General features: G+C 61.6%; 20 protein-coding genes. 7 read left to right on the top strand and 13 right to left on the bottom strand.

The window, feature by feature from the left end; translation table 11 throughout:
- The 4 genes from QZ656_RS06915 to QZ656_RS06900 all read right to left on the bottom strand — a co-directional run.
- A partial coding sequence (locus QZ656_RS06915; RefSeq protein ID WP_291992720.1) for a transposase family protein occupies positions 1–630 on the bottom strand: 630 nt, incomplete at its 3' end.
- On the bottom strand, positions 627–1,535 hold the full coding sequence (locus QZ656_RS06910) for a DUF4338 domain-containing protein (protein ID WP_291991618.1): 909 nt from the start codon (positions 1,533–1,535) through the stop codon (positions 627–629). The genes QZ656_RS06915 and QZ656_RS06910, both read right to left, overlap by 4 nt.
- Positions 1,536–1,745: 210 nt before the next feature.
- Complete coding sequence (locus QZ656_RS06905) at positions 1,746–2,261, bottom strand: peptidylprolyl isomerase (RefSeq protein WP_291992719.1); 516 nt, start codon at positions 2,259–2,261, stop codon at positions 1,746–1,748.
- Positions 2,258–2,728, bottom strand: coding sequence for a peroxiredoxin (locus tag QZ656_RS06900; RefSeq protein ID WP_291992718.1), 471 nt, complete (start codon positions 2,726–2,728; stop codon positions 2,258–2,260). Before QZ656_RS06900 ends, QZ656_RS06905 begins: the two co-directional genes overlap by 4 nt.
- Before the next feature lie 221 nt (positions 2,729–2,949).
- On the opposite strand from QZ656_RS06900, the gene QZ656_RS06895 reads away from it, so the two are divergent.
- The 4 genes from QZ656_RS06895 (at position 2,950) to QZ656_RS06880 (ending at position 8,869) form a co-directional block, all read left to right on the top strand.
- The gene (locus QZ656_RS06895) at positions 2,950–3,645 is read left to right on the top strand and encodes an SIMPL domain-containing protein (RefSeq protein ID WP_291992717.1); all 696 of its coding nucleotides are present in this window, start codon (positions 2,950–2,952) and stop codon (positions 3,643–3,645) included.
- Between the two features lie 535 nt (positions 3,646–4,180).
- Positions 4,181–5,881, top strand: a complete 1,701-nt coding sequence (locus tag QZ656_RS06890) for an IS66 family transposase (RefSeq protein ID WP_291991655.1) — start codon at positions 4,181–4,183, stop codon at positions 5,879–5,881.
- On the top strand, positions 5,878–6,735 hold the full coding sequence (locus tag QZ656_RS06885; protein WP_291991636.1) for a DUF4338 domain-containing protein: 858 nt from the start codon (positions 5,878–5,880) through the stop codon (positions 6,733–6,735). The genes QZ656_RS06890 and QZ656_RS06885 overlap by 4 nt, the downstream gene beginning before the upstream one ends.
- Positions 6,736–7,189: 454 nt before the next feature.
- On the top strand, positions 7,190–8,869 hold the full coding sequence (locus QZ656_RS06880; protein WP_291992716.1) for a PEP-CTERM sorting domain-containing protein: 1,680 nt from the start codon (positions 7,190–7,192) through the stop codon (positions 8,867–8,869).
- Between the two features lie 119 nt (positions 8,870–8,988).
- Here QZ656_RS06880 and QZ656_RS06875 read toward each other — a convergent pair whose 3' ends face one another.
- Genes QZ656_RS06875 through QZ656_RS06850 form a run of 6 tightly spaced genes read right to left on the bottom strand, consistent with a single transcriptional unit; the run spans position 8,989 to position 13,658 of the window.
- The gene (locus QZ656_RS06875) at positions 8,989–9,153 is read right to left on the bottom strand and encodes a hypothetical protein (protein WP_291992724.1); all 165 of its coding nucleotides are present in this window, start codon (positions 9,151–9,153) and stop codon (positions 8,989–8,991) included.
- A 31-nt stretch (positions 9,154–9,184) separates the two neighbouring features.
- Positions 9,185–9,556: a cell division protein FtsB gene (gene ftsB, locus QZ656_RS06870; RefSeq protein ID WP_291992715.1), complete on the bottom strand. Its 372-nt coding sequence runs from the start codon at positions 9,554–9,556 to the stop codon at positions 9,185–9,187.
- A 20-nt stretch (positions 9,557–9,576) separates the two neighbouring features.
- Positions 9,577–10,860 (bottom strand): phosphopyruvate hydratase, encoded by a 1,284-nt coding sequence (eno, locus tag QZ656_RS06865; protein ID WP_291992714.1) that lies wholly within the window; start codon positions 10,858–10,860, stop codon positions 9,577–9,579.
- 25 nt (positions 10,861–10,885) lie between these two features.
- Entirely contained in the window at positions 10,886–11,185 is a 300-nt protein-coding gene (locus QZ656_RS06860) for a DUF1330 domain-containing protein (protein ID WP_291992713.1), read from the bottom strand.
- Positions 11,182–12,018 (bottom strand): 3-deoxy-8-phosphooctulonate synthase, encoded by an 837-nt coding sequence (gene kdsA / locus QZ656_RS06855; RefSeq protein WP_291992712.1) that lies wholly within the window; start codon positions 12,016–12,018, stop codon positions 11,182–11,184. Before kdsA ends, QZ656_RS06860 begins: the two co-directional genes overlap by 4 nt.
- Positions 12,015–13,658, bottom strand: coding sequence for a CTP synthase (locus QZ656_RS06850; protein ID WP_291992711.1), 1,644 nt, complete (start codon positions 13,656–13,658; stop codon positions 12,015–12,017). Before QZ656_RS06850 ends, kdsA begins: the two co-directional genes overlap by 4 nt.
- A 168-nt stretch (positions 13,659–13,826) precedes the next feature.
- Between QZ656_RS06850 and QZ656_RS06845 the strand changes: the two genes are divergently transcribed.
- Complete coding sequence (locus QZ656_RS06845; RefSeq protein ID WP_291992010.1) at positions 13,827–14,900, top strand: Druantia anti-phage system protein DruA; 1,074 nt, start codon at positions 13,827–13,829, stop codon at positions 14,898–14,900.
- On the top strand, positions 14,864–15,613 hold the full coding sequence (locus QZ656_RS06840) for an ISAs1 family transposase (RefSeq protein ID WP_291991589.1): 750 nt from the start codon (positions 14,864–14,866) through the stop codon (positions 15,611–15,613). The genes QZ656_RS06845 and QZ656_RS06840 overlap by 37 nt, the downstream gene beginning before the upstream one ends.
- Positions 15,614–15,679: 66 nt before the next feature.
- Here QZ656_RS06840 and QZ656_RS06835 read toward each other — a convergent pair whose 3' ends face one another.
- Both QZ656_RS06835 and QZ656_RS06830 read right to left on the bottom strand, forming a co-directional pair.
- Positions 15,680–16,222: a hydrolase gene (locus QZ656_RS06835; RefSeq protein ID WP_291992710.1), complete on the bottom strand. Its 543-nt coding sequence runs from the start codon at positions 16,220–16,222 to the stop codon at positions 15,680–15,682.
- An 18-nt stretch (positions 16,223–16,240) separates the two neighbouring features.
- A complete protein-coding gene (locus tag QZ656_RS06830) occupies positions 16,241–17,377 on the bottom strand; it encodes an ABC transporter substrate-binding protein (protein WP_291992709.1) in 1,137 nt (378 codons plus the stop codon).
- Positions 17,378–17,428: 51 nt separating this feature from the next.
- Here QZ656_RS06830 and QZ656_RS06825 point away from each other — a divergent pair, with 51 nt between their 5' ends.
- The gene (locus QZ656_RS06825; protein ID WP_291992708.1) at positions 17,429–18,199 is read left to right on the top strand and encodes an ankyrin repeat domain-containing protein; all 771 of its coding nucleotides are present in this window, start codon (positions 17,429–17,431) and stop codon (positions 18,197–18,199) included.
- Positions 18,200–18,313: 114 nt separating this feature from the next.
- On the opposite strand, the gene fadD is transcribed toward QZ656_RS06825, so the two are convergent.
- Positions 18,314–19,990, bottom strand: a complete 1,677-nt coding sequence (gene fadD, locus QZ656_RS06820) for a long-chain-fatty-acid--CoA ligase FadD (RefSeq protein ID WP_291992707.1) — start codon at positions 19,988–19,990, stop codon at positions 18,314–18,316.
- Positions 19,991–20,144: the final 154 nt, after the last annotated feature.

Raw genomic sequence — 20,144 nt, 5'->3', positions numbered from 1 at the left:
CCGCTGGAGGAGTTCCTCCGCCCAGAGGGTGTCGCCGGCGACCTTCTGCGAGCCGTCGATGGCGATGGGGTAGCAGTGGTTGATCAGATAGCGGCGGAAGCTCTTGCCGCGGATCAGCCGCTTCACCAGATCGACGTGGGCCTGCTCAAGGTGGTCAAGGTCGATGTCGCGCAGCAGCCGAAACAGGGTGTCGGCGTGTGGCAGGGTCTCGATCTCCGGGAACAGCAGGTGGAGGTTGGCCATGAACTGGGGACGGGATATTTCGCGGTTGGTCTCGCGCCGAGAGGAGAACTGAAAGACGAACATCAGCAGACCGTAAAGCAGCAGCGCGGTCAGCTTGTGGCGGCGCTTCCTGGGGTCTCTCGGGTCGGGAATTTGTTCCAGTTGCTCGAGCAAGGCGGGTAGCTCTTTGCGCAGGAGACGCGTCTTTTTGCTCACGGCGTCCTCGCGGGCCTCCCTTTCCTCGCCGACGGTCGCGAAGGCTGAGCATCGGTTGGGCAGAGAAGTGGGGGAGTGGAGGACTTGTCCACTCGCGCGCCGTTTCGCGTTCAGTGCCTTTTCCTGCCGTTTCTTCTCTGAGCGCAGCTCCTTGAGGGCAGCGCGTGTCGGGCGACGGCAGGGTTTGCTCATGGCCGGGAGCTCCCAGGGGCGGCACACAGCCGGTCGCGACAATCGGCGCTCAGCGGTTTGAGCCACACCTGGCGGGGCGTGCTGCGATACGACTGGCCGGGGCGGGCCAGCCCGCGCCCGCTGGTTGCCCCGAGCAACTGCCAACCGGCCGCGCGGTAACAGGTGCCGGTATAGTGACGAGGATCGACGAAAGTCTCCAGCAACAGGGGCTCGAAGCCCCAGTGATCGAGCCAGTCCGCGCGTGCGCGGCGCGCGAGTTGTCCGAGCACATGACTGGCCAGATGCGGCACCCGGACGTGGGGAAAGATCAGGAAGCGGCTGTTGTTCACCACCCGCGCCAGGTTCTCGCGGCGGGCCTGGGCCGTCCAGCCGATCCAGCGGTCGCGCACGGCGACCGCGCGGGCAGCGCCGGCCAGCAGGACGCTGCCGAGCCGCCGGTCGCCCGCCGTGATGAAGTAGCGCAGGCGGTAGCCGAAGGCCCCCTGGAAACCCAGTGGGTGCCAGCGCGCCACCAGCGCATCCCACTGCGCCACCAACGCCGCGTCGCGAACGACTTCCAGGCAGACCGGTGCGAGTGCCGACAGGGCGCAGTGCACGGGAAGCTCCCCGGTGACCGTATCTACGGGTGCCGCGGGCGGCGCGCAACGGCGTGCTGACGACGGCCTTATCGCCGGCAGTGTCAGCAGCCCGGCCGCCTGCAAACGCTCCAGAAACTCCAGGCAGGCGCTGATCTTCGCCGTCCCTGTCAGAGTGGTCCACCCCAGGTGCTCGCAGACCGTCGCCGCCAACTCCTTGCGCGCCAATCCCGGCAGCCACGCCACCGTCCCGCACACCTCGGCGATCTCCGCGGCGCTGAATACGCGACCGCAGTGCACCCACTCCCCTTCGCTCGTTGCAACCACCACGATACCTCCGGCTGAAACGTGGACCAATGACCCTCCACCTATCCTGCCAGAAGTCCCCCCGGCTGTCTAGCTCCCTTGTGCGAAACCTTTTTTGCCTGCCCACCGCAACGCCTTGCCAGTACTGGGCTGGCGCAGTCATGCTTCAGCGCTGCCTGCCGGGCGACACACCGCGATCATGGTGGAATCGACCGCCATCGCTCGACTCGCGGTTTACTCGTCGTCGTCTTCGCAATGGCCGTCGTGCGTGTGGCCGTGGCTGATTTCTTCGGCGGTGGCCGGGCGAACGGCGGTGACGGTACAAGTAAACACCAGCGCCATGCCGGCCAGCGGGTGATTGCCGTCGAGGACCACTTTGTCGTCGGCCATTTCGGTTACCCGGTAGATCAAGACGTCCTCGTCGTCATCTTCGTCATCGTCGTCGGCACCCTCCGGAACGCCTTCGAACTGCATCCCGACCTCCAGTTCGTCAGGAAATTGACTGCGCGGTTCGACCTGCACCAGCGCCGCGTCGTATTCGCCGAAAGCGTCGTCGGGCTGCATCTTGACGATCACCGACTCGCCGATCTTCTTGCCCTGCACCGCTTCTTCGATCAATGGAAAGATGTCATCGTAACCGCCGTGCAGGTAAACCAACGGCTCCTGGCCGGCATCGACCAGCACGCCTTCAAAATCGGCGACGCTGTAATCAAGGGTAACAACGGTGTTCTTGGCAACTTGCATGTTCATGAATTGATTTCCTTCACCACGCGCAACATCTCCAGCGCGTGGCCTTTGGCGGTCACTCCGTAAAGTACCAAACGGAGAACGCCCTGTTTATCGATGACGAAAGTCGAGCGCACGATGCCGTACTTCCTGGCACCGTTCACTTCTTTCGCCTGCCAAACACCGTACTGCTTGCATGCCGAGCCTTCTTCGTCCGCGAGAAGAGAAACCGAAATTCCATGCTTGTCCCTGAATTCAGCGTGGCTGATACAGTCGTCACGGCTAATGCCGATGATCGTGCAATCATGGCGAGCGAACTCCTCGTCGTGATCCGAGAAATCGGTGGCCTGCAAGGTGCAGCACGGTGCGCCATCTCTGGGGTAGAAGAAGAGAATGACATTGTTTTTTCCCTTGAACTGCGCAAGATCGATAAGTTCCATATCCGCATCGGGTAGGACGAACATCGGTGCTGCTTGTCCTGCTTTCAGCATGGGGACCCCTCAAAGAGTCGTCGCGCACGAACGGGAGCGAACGCGTGACGCCGATTTTACCAAGCTTCCGGCAACTGACCACAAGAAAGAGAGTTGCCGAGCACGCTACAATGCACATGCCAGGACGCGCTCGATCGCCTTCGGGCTCGTCCCGGACGCAGCTGGCGCTGGGCGCCGAAGGATACTCGCCATCGTCAAAAACAGAATTCCCGGAGACCGCCATGACTAGCTTCCGACCACTCTTGCACGCCGCGCCATTGCTGGCCGTGCTGCTGGCCGCGCCAGCGCTGGCCGAACAGGCCGGCAACGCGACGACCATCGACCTCGCCGCCGCGGCCGCTCGGCCGGCAGCCAACGATCTGGCGCGGGCAACGGTCTTTGCCGAGGCCAGCGGCACGACGCCCGGCGAACTGGCCAAACGCGTCAATGAACTGATCGCCGAAGGACTGAAGACGGCCAGTGCCTACCGGGCGGTCAAGGCGCAGAGCGGTGCCAGCCACAGCTATCCGGTCTACGCCAAGGGCGGCAAGATCGAGGGCTGGCGAATGCGCTCGGACCTCGACCTGGAGTCCACGGATACGGCCGCGCTCTCCGACTTGCTGGGCAAGCTGCAGGCGTCGATGGGCGTCGCCAGCCTGACGATGCTACCGGCACCCGAAACCCGCAGCAAAGCCGAGAGTGAGGCGATCGTCGACGCTATTGCCGCTTTCAAGGCGCGCGCCAAGGTGATCGCCGAGGCGATGGGCAAGCCTTACCGCATCAAACACCTGACGATTGACAGTGGTGGCCGAGCGCCGGCCAGGCCGATGATGCGCGCGGCGGCAATGGCCTCGGCCGAGGCCGCACCAATGCCGATCGAGGCCGGCGATAGTCAGGTCACAGTCGGCGTCTCGGGCCAGATCGAACTACTGGAGTAGACCGACGGCCGGCGCCACTCGGCGAGCGCGTCACAAAGAAGTTGCGCGCCGCGACTCGCTCGATCCCGAGCGGCCCTGGATATTCGAGCAGAGCGCTAACTCCGCGAACGCTTGTCGATTGGTTTGCCAGGTTTCCGGGGCGATTTCCGGGCATGAGGGAGCCCTCTGTATTCCTGCGAACTGGAACTTGCGTCCAGACGACGGCGCGTCCGCGGACGGGCCACCTCCGGTCTCAATGAGCTTCGCTTTCGCTTTGTCGGAGAATATTACATTGCGGTAGCGTGCAACAATTACGCTGCAACTCTTTGAATATCTTATGCAAACACTCGTCGACCAAATGCGATTGGGGAAGTGATCCCAGATCGATCCCGATAAGCTGCCCACCACCCTGTCGATATTTTTTACACGTTCTCCGCTCAACACGTAAGTATTCGGTGAACCCGTAGCCCCCGCTTTTTTGGTCGGCGTGGTTCAGTCAGCGATTGGCGGGTAGACCGGAAATCTGGACTGGACACAGCAGCGGAAATCCGGCACCATGCGGCGCATGGACACGGGTGCGGACATCATTGGCGGAGGATCGGCGGCAAGTCACCGCCAAGTGGCGCCGTTCGCCGAGGTGTTGGTGACGCTAACCAAGGAGCAGGAAATCAAGCTCCGTTGGGAGGCCAGCTTCTGGCGGAGCCAACATCGACAAGCGCTGGTTCGGTTGGCGCAATCGGAGGCAGCTCATCGGGTGGAAATGGCGCAAGCGGCGGCGCGCGAGGCGGCCTTGCGCAGCGAACTGGAGCAGGCCAAGGGCAAGATCCGCGATCTGCAAAAACGCCTGTTTGGTCGCAAGTCAGAACGCTCTTCGGGAGCCGAGAAGAACCCGGCGGCGGACCAAAAATCGTCGCGAGCTCGAGGTCAGCAACCGGGAGCAGCGGGTCACGGGCGGAACCCGGAAAGTCACTTGCCGACGCAGATCGAGGTCATCGACATCGACTGCCCGCATTGCCCGGACTGTGGTCTGGGCTACGTCGACTTTCCCGGCACGGAAGACAGTGAAGTCCTCGAGATCGAGGTCAAGGCCTACCGCCGGAAGATCTGCCGGCGGCGCTACCGGCGGACCTGTCAGTGTTCGGGCGCGCGGGGTATTCTGACCGCGCCACCGCCGGCACGATTGATCCCGCGTGGAAAGTACGGCGTGTCGATCTGGGTGCACCTGCTGCTGTCGAAGTTCTTGTACGGCCAGCCGACGCATCGGCTTCTGCGAGACTTGTCCGACCACGGACTGACGCTCTCGGCAGGAACGGTGGCCGGCGGACTGCGTGCCTTGGCACCGCTGTTCGAGCCGCTTGAAGAAGCACTGCTTGGCCAACTACGCAGCGAGAAACAGTGGCACGCAGACGAGACCCGCTGGCGGGTCTTTGCCGAGACCGAAGGGAAGGTCGGACATCGCTGGTATTTCTGGGTGTTCCACGGCCCATCGGTCATCCACTTCGTGCTCGACCCGAGCCGCTCGGCGGCGGTGCCGATCCGGGAGCTCTCCGGTAGCGCCGGAGGAGTCATCATCTGTGATCGCTATTCGGCCTACAAGAAGCTCGCGCGAGTCCTTGACCACTTCATTCTGGCTTTCTGCTGGGCACATCAGCGGCGTGATTTCCTGGAACTGGCCAACGCCCATCCGGAGCTCGCGGACTGGGCACTGGCCTGGGTCGAGCAGATCGCTCAGCTCTACCACTTGAATGGACGGCGCCTGGAAGTCCGTAGCGACCCAGTACAGTGGGCCGAACGCGACCGCGCCTTGCGGCAGGCGATCACGCAAATGGCCAGTCAACGGGAAAGCGAACTGGCGAACCCGGCGCTCAAAATGCCGGCGAGCAAGGTGCTGCGAAGCATGCGCAAACATTGGTCCGGCCTGACCGTCTTTGTCGACCGCCCCGAGGTGGCGATGGACAATAATGCCGCCGAGCGCGCACAGCGCACGCCGGTGGTCGCACGCAAGAACTTCTATGGGTCGGGCAGTCTCTGGTCCGGCGCACTCGCCGCGACGATGTTCAGCTTGCTGCTGACGCTGCGCTTGTGGGGAATCAACCCGCGCACCTGGCTGACGGCGTATCTGGAGGCCTGCGCCGCCAACGGCAACCTGCCGCCGACGGACTTGAGTGCCTTTCTGCCCTGGGCGATGGCGACCGATCGACTGGCTCAGATGCGTGGCATCCCGGTCGATCAGAGCCGTCCCATCGATAGCTCGTGAAGCCTTATTGCGGGCGTCACTTTACCGACGACGAACTGCAGGCCCTCTGCCGCCTGATCGAAGCCCATCCTGGCAGCAGCCGCGCGCAACTGTCGCGCCAGGTGTGTGAGCTCTTCGACTGGCGTAAGCCCAATGGCGAGCTGAAGGATATGACCTGCCGGGTGGCCATGCTGCGTATGCAGGCCGACGGCCTGCTCACCCTGCCGGCGGCACGACGGGCCGCTCCTCGCCAACCCGAGTATCTGCCTACTCACGCCACCGATCCACAACCGTTGCTCACTCAGCCGGTGCATGAACTGCCGCCGCTGCGTCTGCATCAGGTCGTCGGTTCGGCGAACTCGCGTCTGTGGAACGAGTACATCGCCCGCTACCACTATCTCGGCCACACGCCCATGGCGGGCAGTCAGAGCCGCTACTTCGTCTTCGCCGGCGAGACCCTGGTCGCCTTGCTCAGCTTCGGCGCCAGCGCCTGGAAACTCGCCGCGCGCGAGCAATTCATCGGTTGGCACGATGAGCAGCGACAAAGGAACCTGCAACTGGTGGTGAACAATGCCCGCTTTCTGATCCTGCCCTGGATCCAGTGCAAGGGCCTGGCCTCCAAGATCCTCTCGCTTATGCAGCGGCAACTGCCCAAGGACTGGCTGGCGCGCTACGGCTACCGCCCCGTACTGCTCGAAACCTTCGTCGAGACGCCCCGCCATCGCGGCACCTGCTACCAGGCCGCCAACTGGATCAAGGTCGGTCAAACCGCCGGGCGAGGCAAGAAATGCCCCACCAGCAAGTCCATCCTCCCGATCAAGGACATCTGGCTCTACCCCCTTCACAGAGCCTTCCGATCAGTCCTCTGCCGCTAACCCGCCTCGGCAATGGCGCTGGCGCGCTACGGGTTGGCCGAATACTTACCTCAACACTTGTCATGCCACAACTAAGGCTATGATTTCCTTGCACTTTCAATCTTAGGCACGAATCTTGTAACGCATTCTTGGCGAAACAAGTTGCTCAATGGAACGTACCGTCGCGCAGCGCGTTCCTGCTGTGCAGAATCGCACCAAACTCGCGCTCGTCGTTCGAGTATCCGCGCCATTCATGTTCCTGGCGGCGCCTGTGGGCTTCACATTTTATCCCGTTCGCTTCTTGCACGTTTAGCGCTGTCGACGCTTGAGCCGACTGTGCGTTACCAAACCCACCGCGCGTGTGGAAACAGGAGGGCCCCCTGTTGTCTGTGCATGACGTAGCTCACTCGCGCCCGATCAAAGGCGCGATCCTGTCGCTCAACACGCAAGTGTCCTCTTAGTCCGGAGAACGGCCATGAAATCGCTAATCGCACGAATGTCAAAGCAGAGGCTCGGTTTGCTGGTCCTGACCGTATGCGCCATCTGTTTCGCTGGCCCGGTGACTGCCGAGCTGGCTGTATCGGGATCGGATGCGGACAAGGCTGCATTTGAAAAGCTGCTGAAGGATCTGGTTGAAGGTGCCGCTGTCAAGATCGAAGGTGGCAAAGTCAAGGTGGAGGGGACTCCGAGCAACGAGTTCGGAAAGAACCTGAAGACCATCACCGACGACGCTTCCAACAAGGTAACAGTAAAGGTTGGGCGCAATCAGGACGGAGTAATCGTGGGCGCCTTCCACGGCGGAGGCGTGCAGGAAATCGACCTGGACGACATCGAGAAATTTCCAGGGCCAGGCAGCATGTTGCCCACGAAAGCAGCCCAGTTGAAACACGAACTGGATGAAGTTTACAACTCGGTCAAAGACGGAAAGATGAAGGCCACACCGGGCAAGACGGACCCGAGCCAGACAAAGTCTGACTTTCAAATCAATCATGAAGGTTCGGCAAAAACTGGCGAAGACGCCGTCAACAAGGAGGAAGCCGGCATCACCCGCAAGGGCGAATCAAAGGCTCTGCCCGAAAAAAATGGCGTCCTGAAGGTAAAGGAGGTATACGAGAAGGGAGACAAAACCATTGACGTGGAATGGGATGTGACCCGAGATGGAAAGAAGTTTCAGGTTGATAGCGTGAAAATGGAAGGGGCGCCTGCACCGAAGGGCGGTCGACTGGTAGTCGAGGAAGAACCGGGAATCCGTCTTTTCGACGACGCATTCGCACCCAAGGATTTCCTTTCGCTCGGAAAGCCAGGTTATTTGGAAATTGACCCGTTCGGCAAGGTCTACGTATCGGAGCAAGCGCTAAACAAAGTGCTTGTTTTTGATTCCACGATGGACGCGTCCGGCACTCTGAAGCTTAGCAAACAGTTTGAGATTTCCGATCCGGCCATGAACAACCCACAGGGCATCGCGGTCGCTGCGCTGCAAGAACGTCTTTTCGTCGGCAGCGGAGACAACATTCTGGCCTTTGACTTGGCAGGGTCGTTCCTGACCAGCTTCAGCGCGCCGGAGCTGCACTCCGTGCGGGGTCTGGAGGTGGACAGGGAAGGACTTCTATACGCATCGAGTTTTGATAACGATCTGATTCTCAAATTCGACCCTACTACAGGTGATGTGATTTCAATGTTCGGCAACTCGTTGCTGGACGGCCCAGAGGGTATCGCCATAGATCAACTGGGGAACCTTTGGGTTTCGAGTTTCCTAAATGATTCCATTCTGCAATTCGACCTGGGTGGAAACTACTTGGGGACCCTCGCCTCGGGTGGGATGCTGGATGGACCGAAGGGGCTCGGCTTGACTCCGCAGGGCTTTCTTGTGCCGGGCCTGCTTCCCGGAACGATCGGAAATATACCCGAGACCCTGCTGGTAAGTAGCTATAACAACGACCGCGTACTGGAATACGATTTGCAGAGCGGGTTGGTAGTCAATTCGGCATTTGCCAAGACGCCTGTTGGCGTCGGGCAGTTGACCTTGGAGCCAGTTCCGGAGCCGTCAACCCTGGCGCTGGTTGGAATTGCAGCGCTCGGGTTGATCGGCTTCCGTGGGAAGAGCGCCCGAACGCGCTTCAATTTTCGGCGAACTGCTGTCGTCTCCGCGGGGTAGTGAATCCGATCGTCTGGTCGTCCACGTTGCCATCAGCGACCGGCAGTCCGTTAACTTCAATAACCCGTGGTAAAACAAGCAGTTGCGTCACCAGCCGCCACCTTGGAGTAAGCCGGACTTTACTTGCTCATCCACTTGCGCAGCAGGCGCTTTTTCAGCGAGGCGCGTTCCTGCGGATTGCGTCCATTGTGGTTGGTGATGCGATCCGTCGTGGCGACCTGAAGCTTGATGGGCCAGAGTAGGAGGAGCGGCCAGCCATCATTCGTCGCCGTCCAGGCCTCCATAGCACAAGCTGTCCGGGTACTGCGCCGGCCGCTAGTGTTTGGCAGACGGTCGCGCTGGCGGCTTGCCGGCGGTGGTCGCTTTCTCGGTGGCTTTCTCGTTGGCCGGCGCTGCGATGGCGACTGCGGCGCGCGGCCGGTCGGGAATCTGGACGTAAACTTCGTCGCGCTTGATCATCCCCAACTCGAAGCGTGCCCGCTCCTCGATCGCGTCGTAACCCTGCTTGAGATCACGCGCTTCGGCATCAAGGCCGGCGTTACGCATTTCCAGCGCGCGGTTGACTTCCTTCTGCTCCTGTAGCTGCCGGTCCACGTCCCATACCCGCAGCCAGCCGCCCTTGCCGAGCCACAAGGGATGCTGCAGCAGAGCGACCACGACCAGTAGCGCGACAGCCAGCCAACGCACGGCAAAAGACTGCGCGCAGATCAGGACAGGTTGTAGAAGGCTTCACGACCGGGATAGCCAGCGGTGTCGCCGAGATCTTCCTCGATGCGCAGCAGCTGGTTGTACTTGGCGATGCGATCGGAGCGCGACAGCGAGCCGGTCTTGATCTGCAAGGCGTTCATGCCGACGGCGATATCGGCAATGGTGCTGTCTTCGGTTTCGCCGGAACGATGCGAAATAACCGCCGTGTAGGCCGCGCGCTTGGCCATTTCGATCGCCGCGAAGGTCTCGGTCAGAGTCCCGATCTGGTTGATCTTGATCAGGATCGAGTTGCCGATTCCCTGCTTGATTCCTTCCCTGAAAATCCGCGTATTGGTCACGAAGACGTCGTCGCCGACGATCTGGACGCCTTTGCCGAGGCGGCCGGTGAGCACTTTCCAGCCATCCCAGTCGTTTTCGGACATGCCGTCTTCGATTGAAACAATCGGGAAACGATCGGCCAGGTTGGCCAGATAATCGGTCAGTTCGTGCGCATTCAATTGCAGGTGCTCGCCAGCCAGATGATAGCGGCCGTCCCGGTACAGTTCCGAGGCCGCGCAGTCGAGGCCGATCAGTACGTCGTCACCCGGGCAATAACCAGCGTTTTCGATGGCATTGACGATCAGCTCGAGGGCTTCGGCGTGGCTGCCGAGATTTGGCGCAAAGCCACCCTCGTCGCCAACGGCAGTCGAAAATCCTTTCTTGTGCAGCAAGGCCTTCAGCGCATGAAACACCTCGGCACCACAGCGCAAGGCTTCGCGGAACGAGTTCTGACTGACCGGCAGAATCATGAACTCCTGGAAATCGAGGCTGTTGTTGGCGTGTTCGCCACCGTTGATGATGTTCATCATCGGCACCGGCATCTGCATCGGCCCGGAACCACCAAAATAGCGATAGAGCGGTAAACCCGACTCCTCGGCAGCCGCTTTGGCGACGGCCATCGACACCGCCAGCATGGCGTTGGCACCGAGCCGCGCCTTGTTGTCGGTGCCATCGAGATGGATCAGCGTTTGATCGATGAACGCCTGCTCCTGCGCGTCGAGGCCGATGATCGCTTCCGAAATCTCGGTATTGACGTTTTCGACCGCTTGCAGAACGCCCTTGCCCAAATAACGTGCGGCGTCGCCATCACGCAGTTCGATCGCTTCCCGCGACCCGGTCGACGCGCCGGAAGGTACCGCCGCACGGCCCATGACGCCCGATTCGAGGAGAACGTCGCATTCGACGGTAGGGTTGCCGCGCGAGTCGAGAACCTCGCGGGCGACAACATCAACGACTGAGCTCATGATCTTTCCCTTGTCTTCAAAGTAGCTAGATTGGTAATCCCTCGACGACCAGGATGTTCATTTCTGCCGCATTTTTGTTTGCGGCTCGCGCAGCCTGGTACTCGGGGGAATAATAAAACTTCTTGGCGTGTTCGAGCGAATCGAACTCGACGATCGCCAGATATTCCGGCTTCGACCAGCGCCCTTCGAGGACCTCGCTACGACCACCGCGAGCGCAATAGCGGCCACCGTACTGCGCGATCGCCGCCTGCGCCAGGTGCTCGAAGCTTTCGCCGACCGGAAGAGCGCTGACTATCGCTTCAGCCAGCAGGTAAGCGGGGCTCACCTCAACTCCTCGAAACGACCGGCCTTGACCGTACGATCGAGCGCCACCAGCGTCGTCAGCAGACTATCCATGCGCGCCAGCGGCCAACTGTTCGGGCCGTCGGACAGCGCTTTTTCCGGACACGGGTGCGTTTCCATGAAAATACCGGCGATGCCGACGGCGACGGCCGCCCGCGCCAGTACCGGGACGAACTCGCGCTGGCCGCCCGAAACGGTTCCCTGCCCTCCCGGCAACTGCACCGAATGCGTGGCATCGAAAACCACCGGGCACGCCGTTTCGCGCATGATCGCCAGAGCGCGCATGTCGGAAACCAGGTTGTTGTAGCCAAAGGAAACGCCGCGTTCGCAAACCATGATCGTATCGGCGCCGGCGGCCGCATCCCTGGCCTTGTCGACGACATTGCGCATGTCGGCGGGTGCCAGAAACTGACCTTTCTTGATATTCACCGGCTTGCCGGTCGCCGCCACCGCCTGAATGAAATCGGTCTGACGACAGAGGAAGGCCGGCGTCTGCAGCACGTCGACGACGCTGGCGACGGCGGCAATGTCCTGCTCACGATGGACGTCGGTAAGCACCGGAACGCCGATCTGGCGACGCACTTCCGAGAGGATTTGCAGGCCGGCGTCGACCCCTGGCCCACGCGCAGAGCGCCCTGAGCTGCGGTTGGCCTTGTCATACGACGCCTTGAAGATGTACGGCAAGCCAAGGCGCGAACAGATTTCGTGCAGCTGCCCGGCGACGTCAATGCACAGCGCCAGCGACTCGGCGGTGCACGGGCCGGCAATCAGGAACAGCGGCTGTTCGAGGCCGGCCTCGAAGTGGCAGAGCTTCACGTCCGCGCCTGGTACGCCGCAGCGGCGACGACAAAGGACGAGAACAGCGGGTGGCCCTTGCGCGGCGACGAGGTGAATTCGGGATGGAACTGGCAACCGAGGAACCACGGGTGCGCGTTCGGCCCTTCGGTCGGCAACTCGATGACTTCGCACAGCTCGGTAACCGGCGCCCGACCCGAGACCACCAGGCCGCACTCCTCGAGTTTGCCGAGCAGCGTGTTGTTCACCTCGTAGCGATGACGATGGCGCTCGATGATCTCGGCGTGCCCGTAGACCAGACGCGCCAGCGAGTGTTCGCTGAGCTTGCAGAGCTGACCACCGAGACGCATGCTACCGCCGAGGTCGGAGTTCTCGTCGCGCGTTTCGCGCCGACCCGAAGCGTCCTGCCACTCGGTGATCAAGGCCACCACCGGATAGGGAGAATCCTTCTCGAACTCGGTGCTGTGCGCGCCGGCCATGCCGGCAATGTGGCGCGCAAACTCGACGACCGCGAGCTGCATTCCCAGGCAGATGCCAAGAAAGGGAATGCCGTGTTCGCGGGCATGGCGAATGGCGGCGATCTTGCCCTCGGTACCACGTCGCCCGAAGCCGCCCGGAACGAGGATCGCGTCCATGCCCTGCAAGGCGTCGCAACCGTGGCTCTCGATTTCCTCGGAGTCGACGTAGCTGATATCGACTTTGCTGCGGGTGGCGATGCCGGCATGCACCATGGCTTCGGTCAACGACTTGTACGATTCCGTGAGGTCAACGTACTTGCCGACGAAGGCCACTTTGACCACCCGCTCGGGGTGTTCGAGCGCGTGCACGATCGTCTTCCATACCGTCAGATCGGCCGCTTTGGCGAGAATGCCGAGCTTGTGGCAGACGATCTCGTCAAGCATCTGGTCGTGCAGCATCGCCGGGATCTTGTAGATCGAGTCGGCGTCACGCGCCTCGATGACCGCCTCGCGCTGGACATTGCAGAACAGCGCCATTTTCCGTTTGTCATCTTCGGGAATCGCTCGATCGGTGCGGCACAGCAGGATATCGGGCTGAATCCCGATCTCGCGCAACTCTTTGACCGAGTGCTGCGTCGGCTTGGTTTTCAACTCGCCAGCGGTCGCGATGTAGGGCACCAGCGTCAGGTGCATGTAGCAGGCGTTGTTACGCCCTTCCTGCAGACCCATCTGACGGATCGCCTCGAGAAAGGGTAGTGACTCGATGTCACCGACCGTGCCGCCGACCTCGATGATCGCCAACTCGGCGCCTTCGGCACCACGCCGGATGTGCGCCTTGATCTCGTCGGTGATGTGCGGAATCACTTGTACCGTCTTGCCGAGGTACTCGCCGCGCCGCTCCTTCTTGATCACCGACTCATAGATCTGGCCGGTGGTAAAGTTGTTGCGCCGCTCCATGGTGGCGTTGGTGAAGCGTTCGTAGTGCCCGAGGTCGAGGTCGGTCTCGGCACCATCCTCGGTAACGAAGACCTCGCCGTGCTGGAACGGGCTCATCGTTCCGGGATCGACGTTGATGTACGGATCGAGCTTGAGATTGGTGACTCTGATGCCGCGTGACTCGAGGATTGCTCCCAGAGACGCGGCGGCAATGCCCTTACCGAGCGATGACACCACGCCGCCGGTGACGAATACGTATTTGATCATGGGGAGGGCTGCGCCGGGAAAGCCAGATTGTAGCGGAAATCACCGCCGCTCTCAAACCTCGGTGGCATGGCTACCAGGGTGGATTTGTCCTCTCAGGCAACGCACGGGCAATCAAGCAGTTAGTTCTTCCCCCTGGACATCTGCGCCGGAAGTCCGTATAAATGGCGCATGGAAAGCGTTCTTGGTGCATTGCGTGTTCGCTTGGTGGGCAAGAGCGAAGAGGCTCGCTATCGGGAGTTGATGGCAGAGCATCACTACTTGGGCGACCTGGCGAAGATCGGGCACACGCTTTGGTACGTGGCCACCTACGGCGAAAAGTGGACGGCCCTGCTGAGTTTCTCTGCGGCGGCCTGGAAATGCGGCGTTCGTGACCGCTGGATCGGCTGGGACTATCGGCATCAGTACGATCGCTTGGGCCTGGTCGCCAACAACAGTCGCTTTCTGATCCTTCCCGATTGGCATTACCCCAATCTCGGCTCCAAGGTGCTCTCGCTGTGCGAGCGACGGGTCGCCGAGGATTGGCAGGCGCATTTCGGGAAGCCGCTGTTACTGCTGGAGACCTTTGTGGACCCCTCGCGCTTCCAGGGGACCGTCTATCGCGCCGCGAACTGGACGCCTCTGGGGCTGACGCAAGGCTTTCGCCGCACCCGAGAAGGCTACAGCGCCCACCCGACGTCGCCCAAAGTTGTCTTTGTTCGCCCCTTGCAGGCGGACGCTCGCGGCCAACTTTCCCGCTCGATACTCAACCCCCGCTATCGCACAGGAGCGCCCAGGATGATGCTCACCGCCGAACAGATGCGCACGCTTCCCGATTTCTTTGCCGGCATCGCCTACCCGCGGCGCGCGCAAGGAAGGCGTCACCCCCTTCCTGCCGTTCTGGCCATCGCCACGGCGGCGGTCTTGTGCGGAATGCGGGGCTACAAAGCCATCGCCGGGTGGGCCAAAGACCTCACACCGAAAGCACGCGAGCGTTTCCGCTGTCGTCGCGAGAAGGGCGTTTACCGCGTACCCAGCGAGTTCATCATTCGTGACGTCCTGATCCGTGTCGATCCCATGGCGCTCGATCAAGCGTGTCAGCAGTGGAACAAGGCCTATGCTCAAGACGACCCCAGTCTGGCGGTCGACGGCAAGACCATGCGCAATGCCCATGACGAGCACGGTCAGCAAGCACACATCATGAGCGTGGTCGGGCATCAGACCGGCGTGTGTCACACCCAAAAAAAGTCGGCACCTTGCCCGTAAATGGCGGGGACGAGCTCAAGCAGACCAATGAAATCGGGATGTTCATACCCCTGCTCGATGCGATCGATATTCAGGGCAAGGACATCACCGCCGACGCGCTACTGACACAGCGCAAGCTGGCGACCTACCTGGTGGAGCGCAAGGCGCACTATCACTTCACGGTCAAAGGCAATCAGCCAACACTGCAAGCCGATATCGCGCTCCTCTTCCAGGATCGGAAGGGGGCAGACTTCGTGGCGGTTTCGCCACCTGACCATGGTCGGATCGAGACTCGGCGTATTTGGTGCAGCAATGCCCTCAACGCCTATCTCGACTTCCCGTATGTCGGCCAGGTGTTCTTGATCGAGCGCGAAGTGCTGCACAAGAAGAGCGGCAAGCGGACGCACGAAATCGCTCTCGGGATCACCAGTCGCCCTCCAGAACAGGCCAGCCCACAGCAAATCCTCGCCATCAATCGCGGCCATTGGTCGATAGAGAACCGCTGTCACTACGTCATCGACTGGAACTACGACGAGGACCGTAGCCGTATTCGGACTGGTTACGGACCCGAGAACATGTCACGCCTGCGCCGCTTTGCCGTCGGAATCCTGCACCACTTCTCCGACGGCAAAACCAGCATTTCCGAAAAAATGCGCCACCTCAACCGCAACATCCGATTGGTCTTCGACTACCTGCGCATGACCAAAAATTCTACAGGCCACGTATCACCTTGATCCCGGCACGAGAACAAATTTACCGTGGCATGGCTACCGTGTTCATGGGCCGCTTGCAGAGCCCGCTCAGCGAATGAATTCGCGGCTGATCTCCCGGAAAACCTCGGTCCCCGCCTGCCGCAACCATTCGAAGGCGACCATCTCGCGCGAAACGATATCGGCGCCATGGTGGCGCATGCGCTTCAGTGCCAGCTCCTTGTCGGCAATTCGCCGCGAGCCAAGCGCCTCCTCGACGACGAAGACCCGGCGGCCGGCGGCGAGCAGGTCGAGAACGGTCTGCAGGACGCAAACGTGTGCTTCAGTCCCGGCGACGACGAACTGCGCACGATCGCCTCCGGCGGCGCGGAACAGGGCGTCGTCGGCGACCGCCGAGAAATGCATCTTTTCAAGGACGCACTGATCCGGCAGCAGAACCCGCAGGGCTGGCGCCGTCGGCCCCAGTCCCCGCGGATATTGCTCGGTGCAGATCACCGGCACAGCCAGCCGCTGCGCCACTCGGGTCAACCACACGCTGGCTTCGAGGACTCGCGCAGCGTCGTGAATAGCGGGTTGAAGGCGCTCCTGCAAGTCAACCAGCAACAAGGTCGAACGGTCGGGGTGAATCAGCATCGCTTGCCCTCCAGGTGATTAATTCTTCCGGGCCAGAAACCGGCGTAGCGCCCAGCCCAGCACCAGCACGCCCAGCAGTGCGCCGCCCAGCATCCATGGCACGAAAGGACCCAGGCCAGCCGCGTCGGGATCATAAATGAAACCCAGCAAGTCAGCATCGGGCTTGATCGCGCCCTGCGCCCGGTAGACTTCCAGCGCCTGCTGCCAGCGGGCAAAGCGCATCGCTCCCGTTTCAACACCGGCGGGTCGCGCCAGATCGCGCATCTGCTGGGCGGCAAAGCGCAGTTGTTCGCGGCTGGCGCTCGGCCGGTGCTCCTTCGCCAGGATCAGATCGACCAGCTCTTCCGGATGATCAAGCGCATAGTCAAGCCCTTTGAGCGTCGCCGCGCGAAACGCCCGCACCATGCCTGGCTGCGACGCCAACAGGCGTTCGGAGGTGAATAGCACGCTACCGTAAAAGTCGATGGCCGTGCGGCGCGGCGCCACGAGCAGGTACTCGCCCCCAGCGACCAACTCCTGCACCGCCGCATCGCCGACGAACACCGCGACCGCGTCGACCTGGCCTTCAACGAGGGCGCGGCGCGCCTCAGCGGCGTCGGCGAATTGACGAAAACTGCCAGCCGAGACGCCGCTGGCCGCGAGGTAGGCGCGAACTTCGCTGTCGCTGCCAGCGCTACTGCCAACACGTTGGCCGGCAAGATCGCCGGCGGCAAGAGTCCCCGCCTGCCGAGTGGCAAGCACGACCACCCCCGAGTGCTGCAGTAGCGCGGCCAGGGCGATCACCGGCCGGCCGTTGGCACGTTCAACGAGGAGGGACGAATCGAAGGTTCCGAAATCGGCGTTCCCGTCACTGACCTCCTTGGCGACGTCGACGCCAGCAGACCACTCGCGCAGAAAGACCTCGAGGCCAGCCTGCTGGTAGTAGCCTTTGGTCAGCGCCGCCAGGAAAGCCGCGGACTCGAAGCGAGGCTGGCGCGACAGTTGCACGGTGAGCGCGCGCCGCTGGTCGGGACGATCGGTCGACTCCTGCGCGGCGATAACGGCAAGGCCGTCAAACCGGCTACAGACCACGAGCAGCACGACCAACAAAACGAGTGAGCGCAGCGTGAAGCGTACGCGCACGGCGATCGGACGGTGGCAAAAGAACGTGGTCATCGACAGCGATGGTAATATGCGCGACGCTGGCCGCCAAGCCGAAGCTCGAACTTGCGGACTCTGAAGCTCACCAACGGTGATGATCTTGATCATCATGAGGGTGCTCGACGATTCATCACCGTTGGGGTCGACAGGCAGGCATCGGCGCCGTCAAACTGGAACCCGGGAGACAATGAACAGCAATTTCATCGTGGCAGGAGAATTTCTCGGATGAAAACAGCCGCACCTCGCACGGCGCTGGCCGCCTTCGCCGTGTTGTCGCTGGCCCTGAGCGCGTGCAGTGAACAGTCTGGCGACCATGCCGCCCCGGCAATAGCCGCGGTGGTGGCTGAAACGCCACCAGCAGCCGTACCGCTGATGATCGCCACCAGCAGCGGCGACCTGGCAAAAATAAGGGCTCTGCTCGACGCCGGCGACGACGTCAACCTCAGCGACGCGCTCGGCAGAACGCCGCTGCATATAGCCGCTTTCTACGGCCACCCGAAAACAACGGCGCTGCTGATCGCCCGCGGCGCCAAGCTCGAAGCCAGAGACCGCATTGGCATGACCCCCTTGCATGCGGCCGTACTATCAGGCGGCAGGCGGGAGGTAGAAGTGCTGATCGAGAGGAACGCCGACGTGCACGCGCGTACCGATGCCGGACAAACGCCGCTTCACCTTTCCGGCGCGACCGGTCAACCCAAGCTCTCGCAATACCTCATCGCCCAGGGCGCCGATCCGCAGAGCAAAGACCACGACGGCAAGACGCCGCTGTTCTATGCCTCGAGAAACGGCCATCCCATCACTACCGGCGTCCTGCAGCAGTACAGCAAAAAGGATTGACGGAGCGCTCGGCGACCCCGCCGGCGGGTCGAATTTCGAAGCGCACCAGGAACTCCGGAGCGCAGCTCGGCTGACTCCGACGGCGCTCGCGCGACACCGCGTCGCCAGCAACTCTCAGCCCTTCTTCAGCGCCTCGTCGCGCAGTTCGCGACGCAAGATCTTGCCGACGTTGGTCTTTGGTAACTCCGCACGAAACTCGACCTGACCAGGCACCTTGTAGCCGGTCAGATGCTCACGACAATGGGCAATCAGCGCCTCGGCGGTGAGCGCCTGGTCCTTCTTGACGACGAAGATCTTGACCGCCTCGCCCGATTTTTCACTTGGCACGCCGACTGCCGCCACCTCGATGACGCCCGGATGTTGAGCGACAACGTCCTCGACTTCGTTCGGATAGACGTTGAAACCCGAGACCAGAATCATGTCCTTCTTGCGATCGACGATGCGCACGAAGCCCTTTTCGTCCATTACCGCGATGTCGCCGGTCAGCAGGAAACCGTCCGGCATGATCACCTTGGCGGTCTCTTCGGGACGATGGTAATAACCCTTCATGACCTGCGGGCCACGCACGCAAAGCTCACCGCGTTCGCCCAAAGGAAGGTCGGCGCCGGCATCGCTGCGAATGGCGACTTCGGTAGACGATACGGGCAAGCCTATCGAACCGTTGTACTCGGGAATGTCGAGCGGATTGATGGTTGCTGCCGGCGAGGTTTCGGTCAGGCCATACGCTTCGATCAGCGGCTTGCCAGTGACCTCTTTCCATCTTTCCGCGACCGCTTTCTGCACGGCCATCCCGCCACCCAGAGTGACCTTCAGCTTGGCAAAGTCGAGCGCGCAGAAAGCGTCGTTGTTGAGCATCGCATTGAACAGGGTGTTGACGCCGGTAATCACCGTAAACGGATACCTGGCCAACTCGGCGACAAACGCCGGGATGTCGCGTGGATTGGTGATCAGCAAATTGCTCGCACCGACCTTGAAAAAGGTGAAGCAGTTCGCCGTCAACGCAAAGATGTGGTACAGCGGCAATGCCGTGACCACCAGGTGCTGCTCTTTCCCCAGCGCCGGCCTGATCCAGGCATGCGCCTGCGCCAGATTTGCCAGGATATTGCGATGGGTCAGCATTGCTCCCTTTGAAACGCCGGTCGTCCCTCCCGTATATTGCAGGAACGCCAGATCTTCCTGCGCGACCGCCACCGCTTTCAGCTCGCTGGCAGCTCCCTTGGCCAGTGCGGCACGGAAGTTAACTGCGCGCGGCAGGGTCCACGCCGGGATCATTTTCTTGACGTACTTGACGACGAAGTTGACGACCGCGCCCTTCGGAAAGCCGAGCATATCGCCAAGTCGCGCCAGCACAATGTGCTTGACCGGCGTCCTGGCCAGCACCTGCTCCAAAGTGACTGCAAAATTCTCAAGGATGACGATCGCTTCGGCCCCCGAATCCTTGAGTTGATGCTCCAACTCACGCGGCGTGTAGAGCGGGTTGACGTTCACCACCACGTAGCCGGCACGCAAGGCGCCAAAGATACAAATCGGGTACTGCAGCACGTTCGGCATCATCACCGCCACGCGCGCTCCCTTCGGCAGCTTGAGGACCGACTGCAGGTAAGCCGCGAAATCCCGCGACAACTTCTCGAGTTCCCCGTAGGTCAGCTGCACGCCCATGTTGATATAGGCCACGCGATCGCGATACTGCGCAACACTCTTTTCGAAGAGCTCGCCCAGCGACTGATAGTCGCTCAAATCAATCTCGGCGGGCACACCCTCCTGGTAGCTCTTGAGCCATATCTTGTCCACCTGTTCTCCTCCTGAGTCACGCTGCCGGTAGTCTTGAAGCGTCGATGCCGATACCGCGTCGCGGCAAACTCGTGGGTCTCGGTCAAGTAAATTCCGCGCATCTGTTGCTAGCGGTCTAATTCTAATGGAGTTTTGCGTTTCTTTCGCGCCTCGT

Source organism: Candidatus Accumulibacter sp. ACC003 (assembly GCF_907163085.1).
In the GTDB taxonomy this organism is placed as follows: Bacteria; Pseudomonadota; Gammaproteobacteria; order Burkholderiales; family Rhodocyclaceae; genus Accumulibacter.
This window is presented reverse-complemented; position numbering and strand designations above follow the sequence as displayed.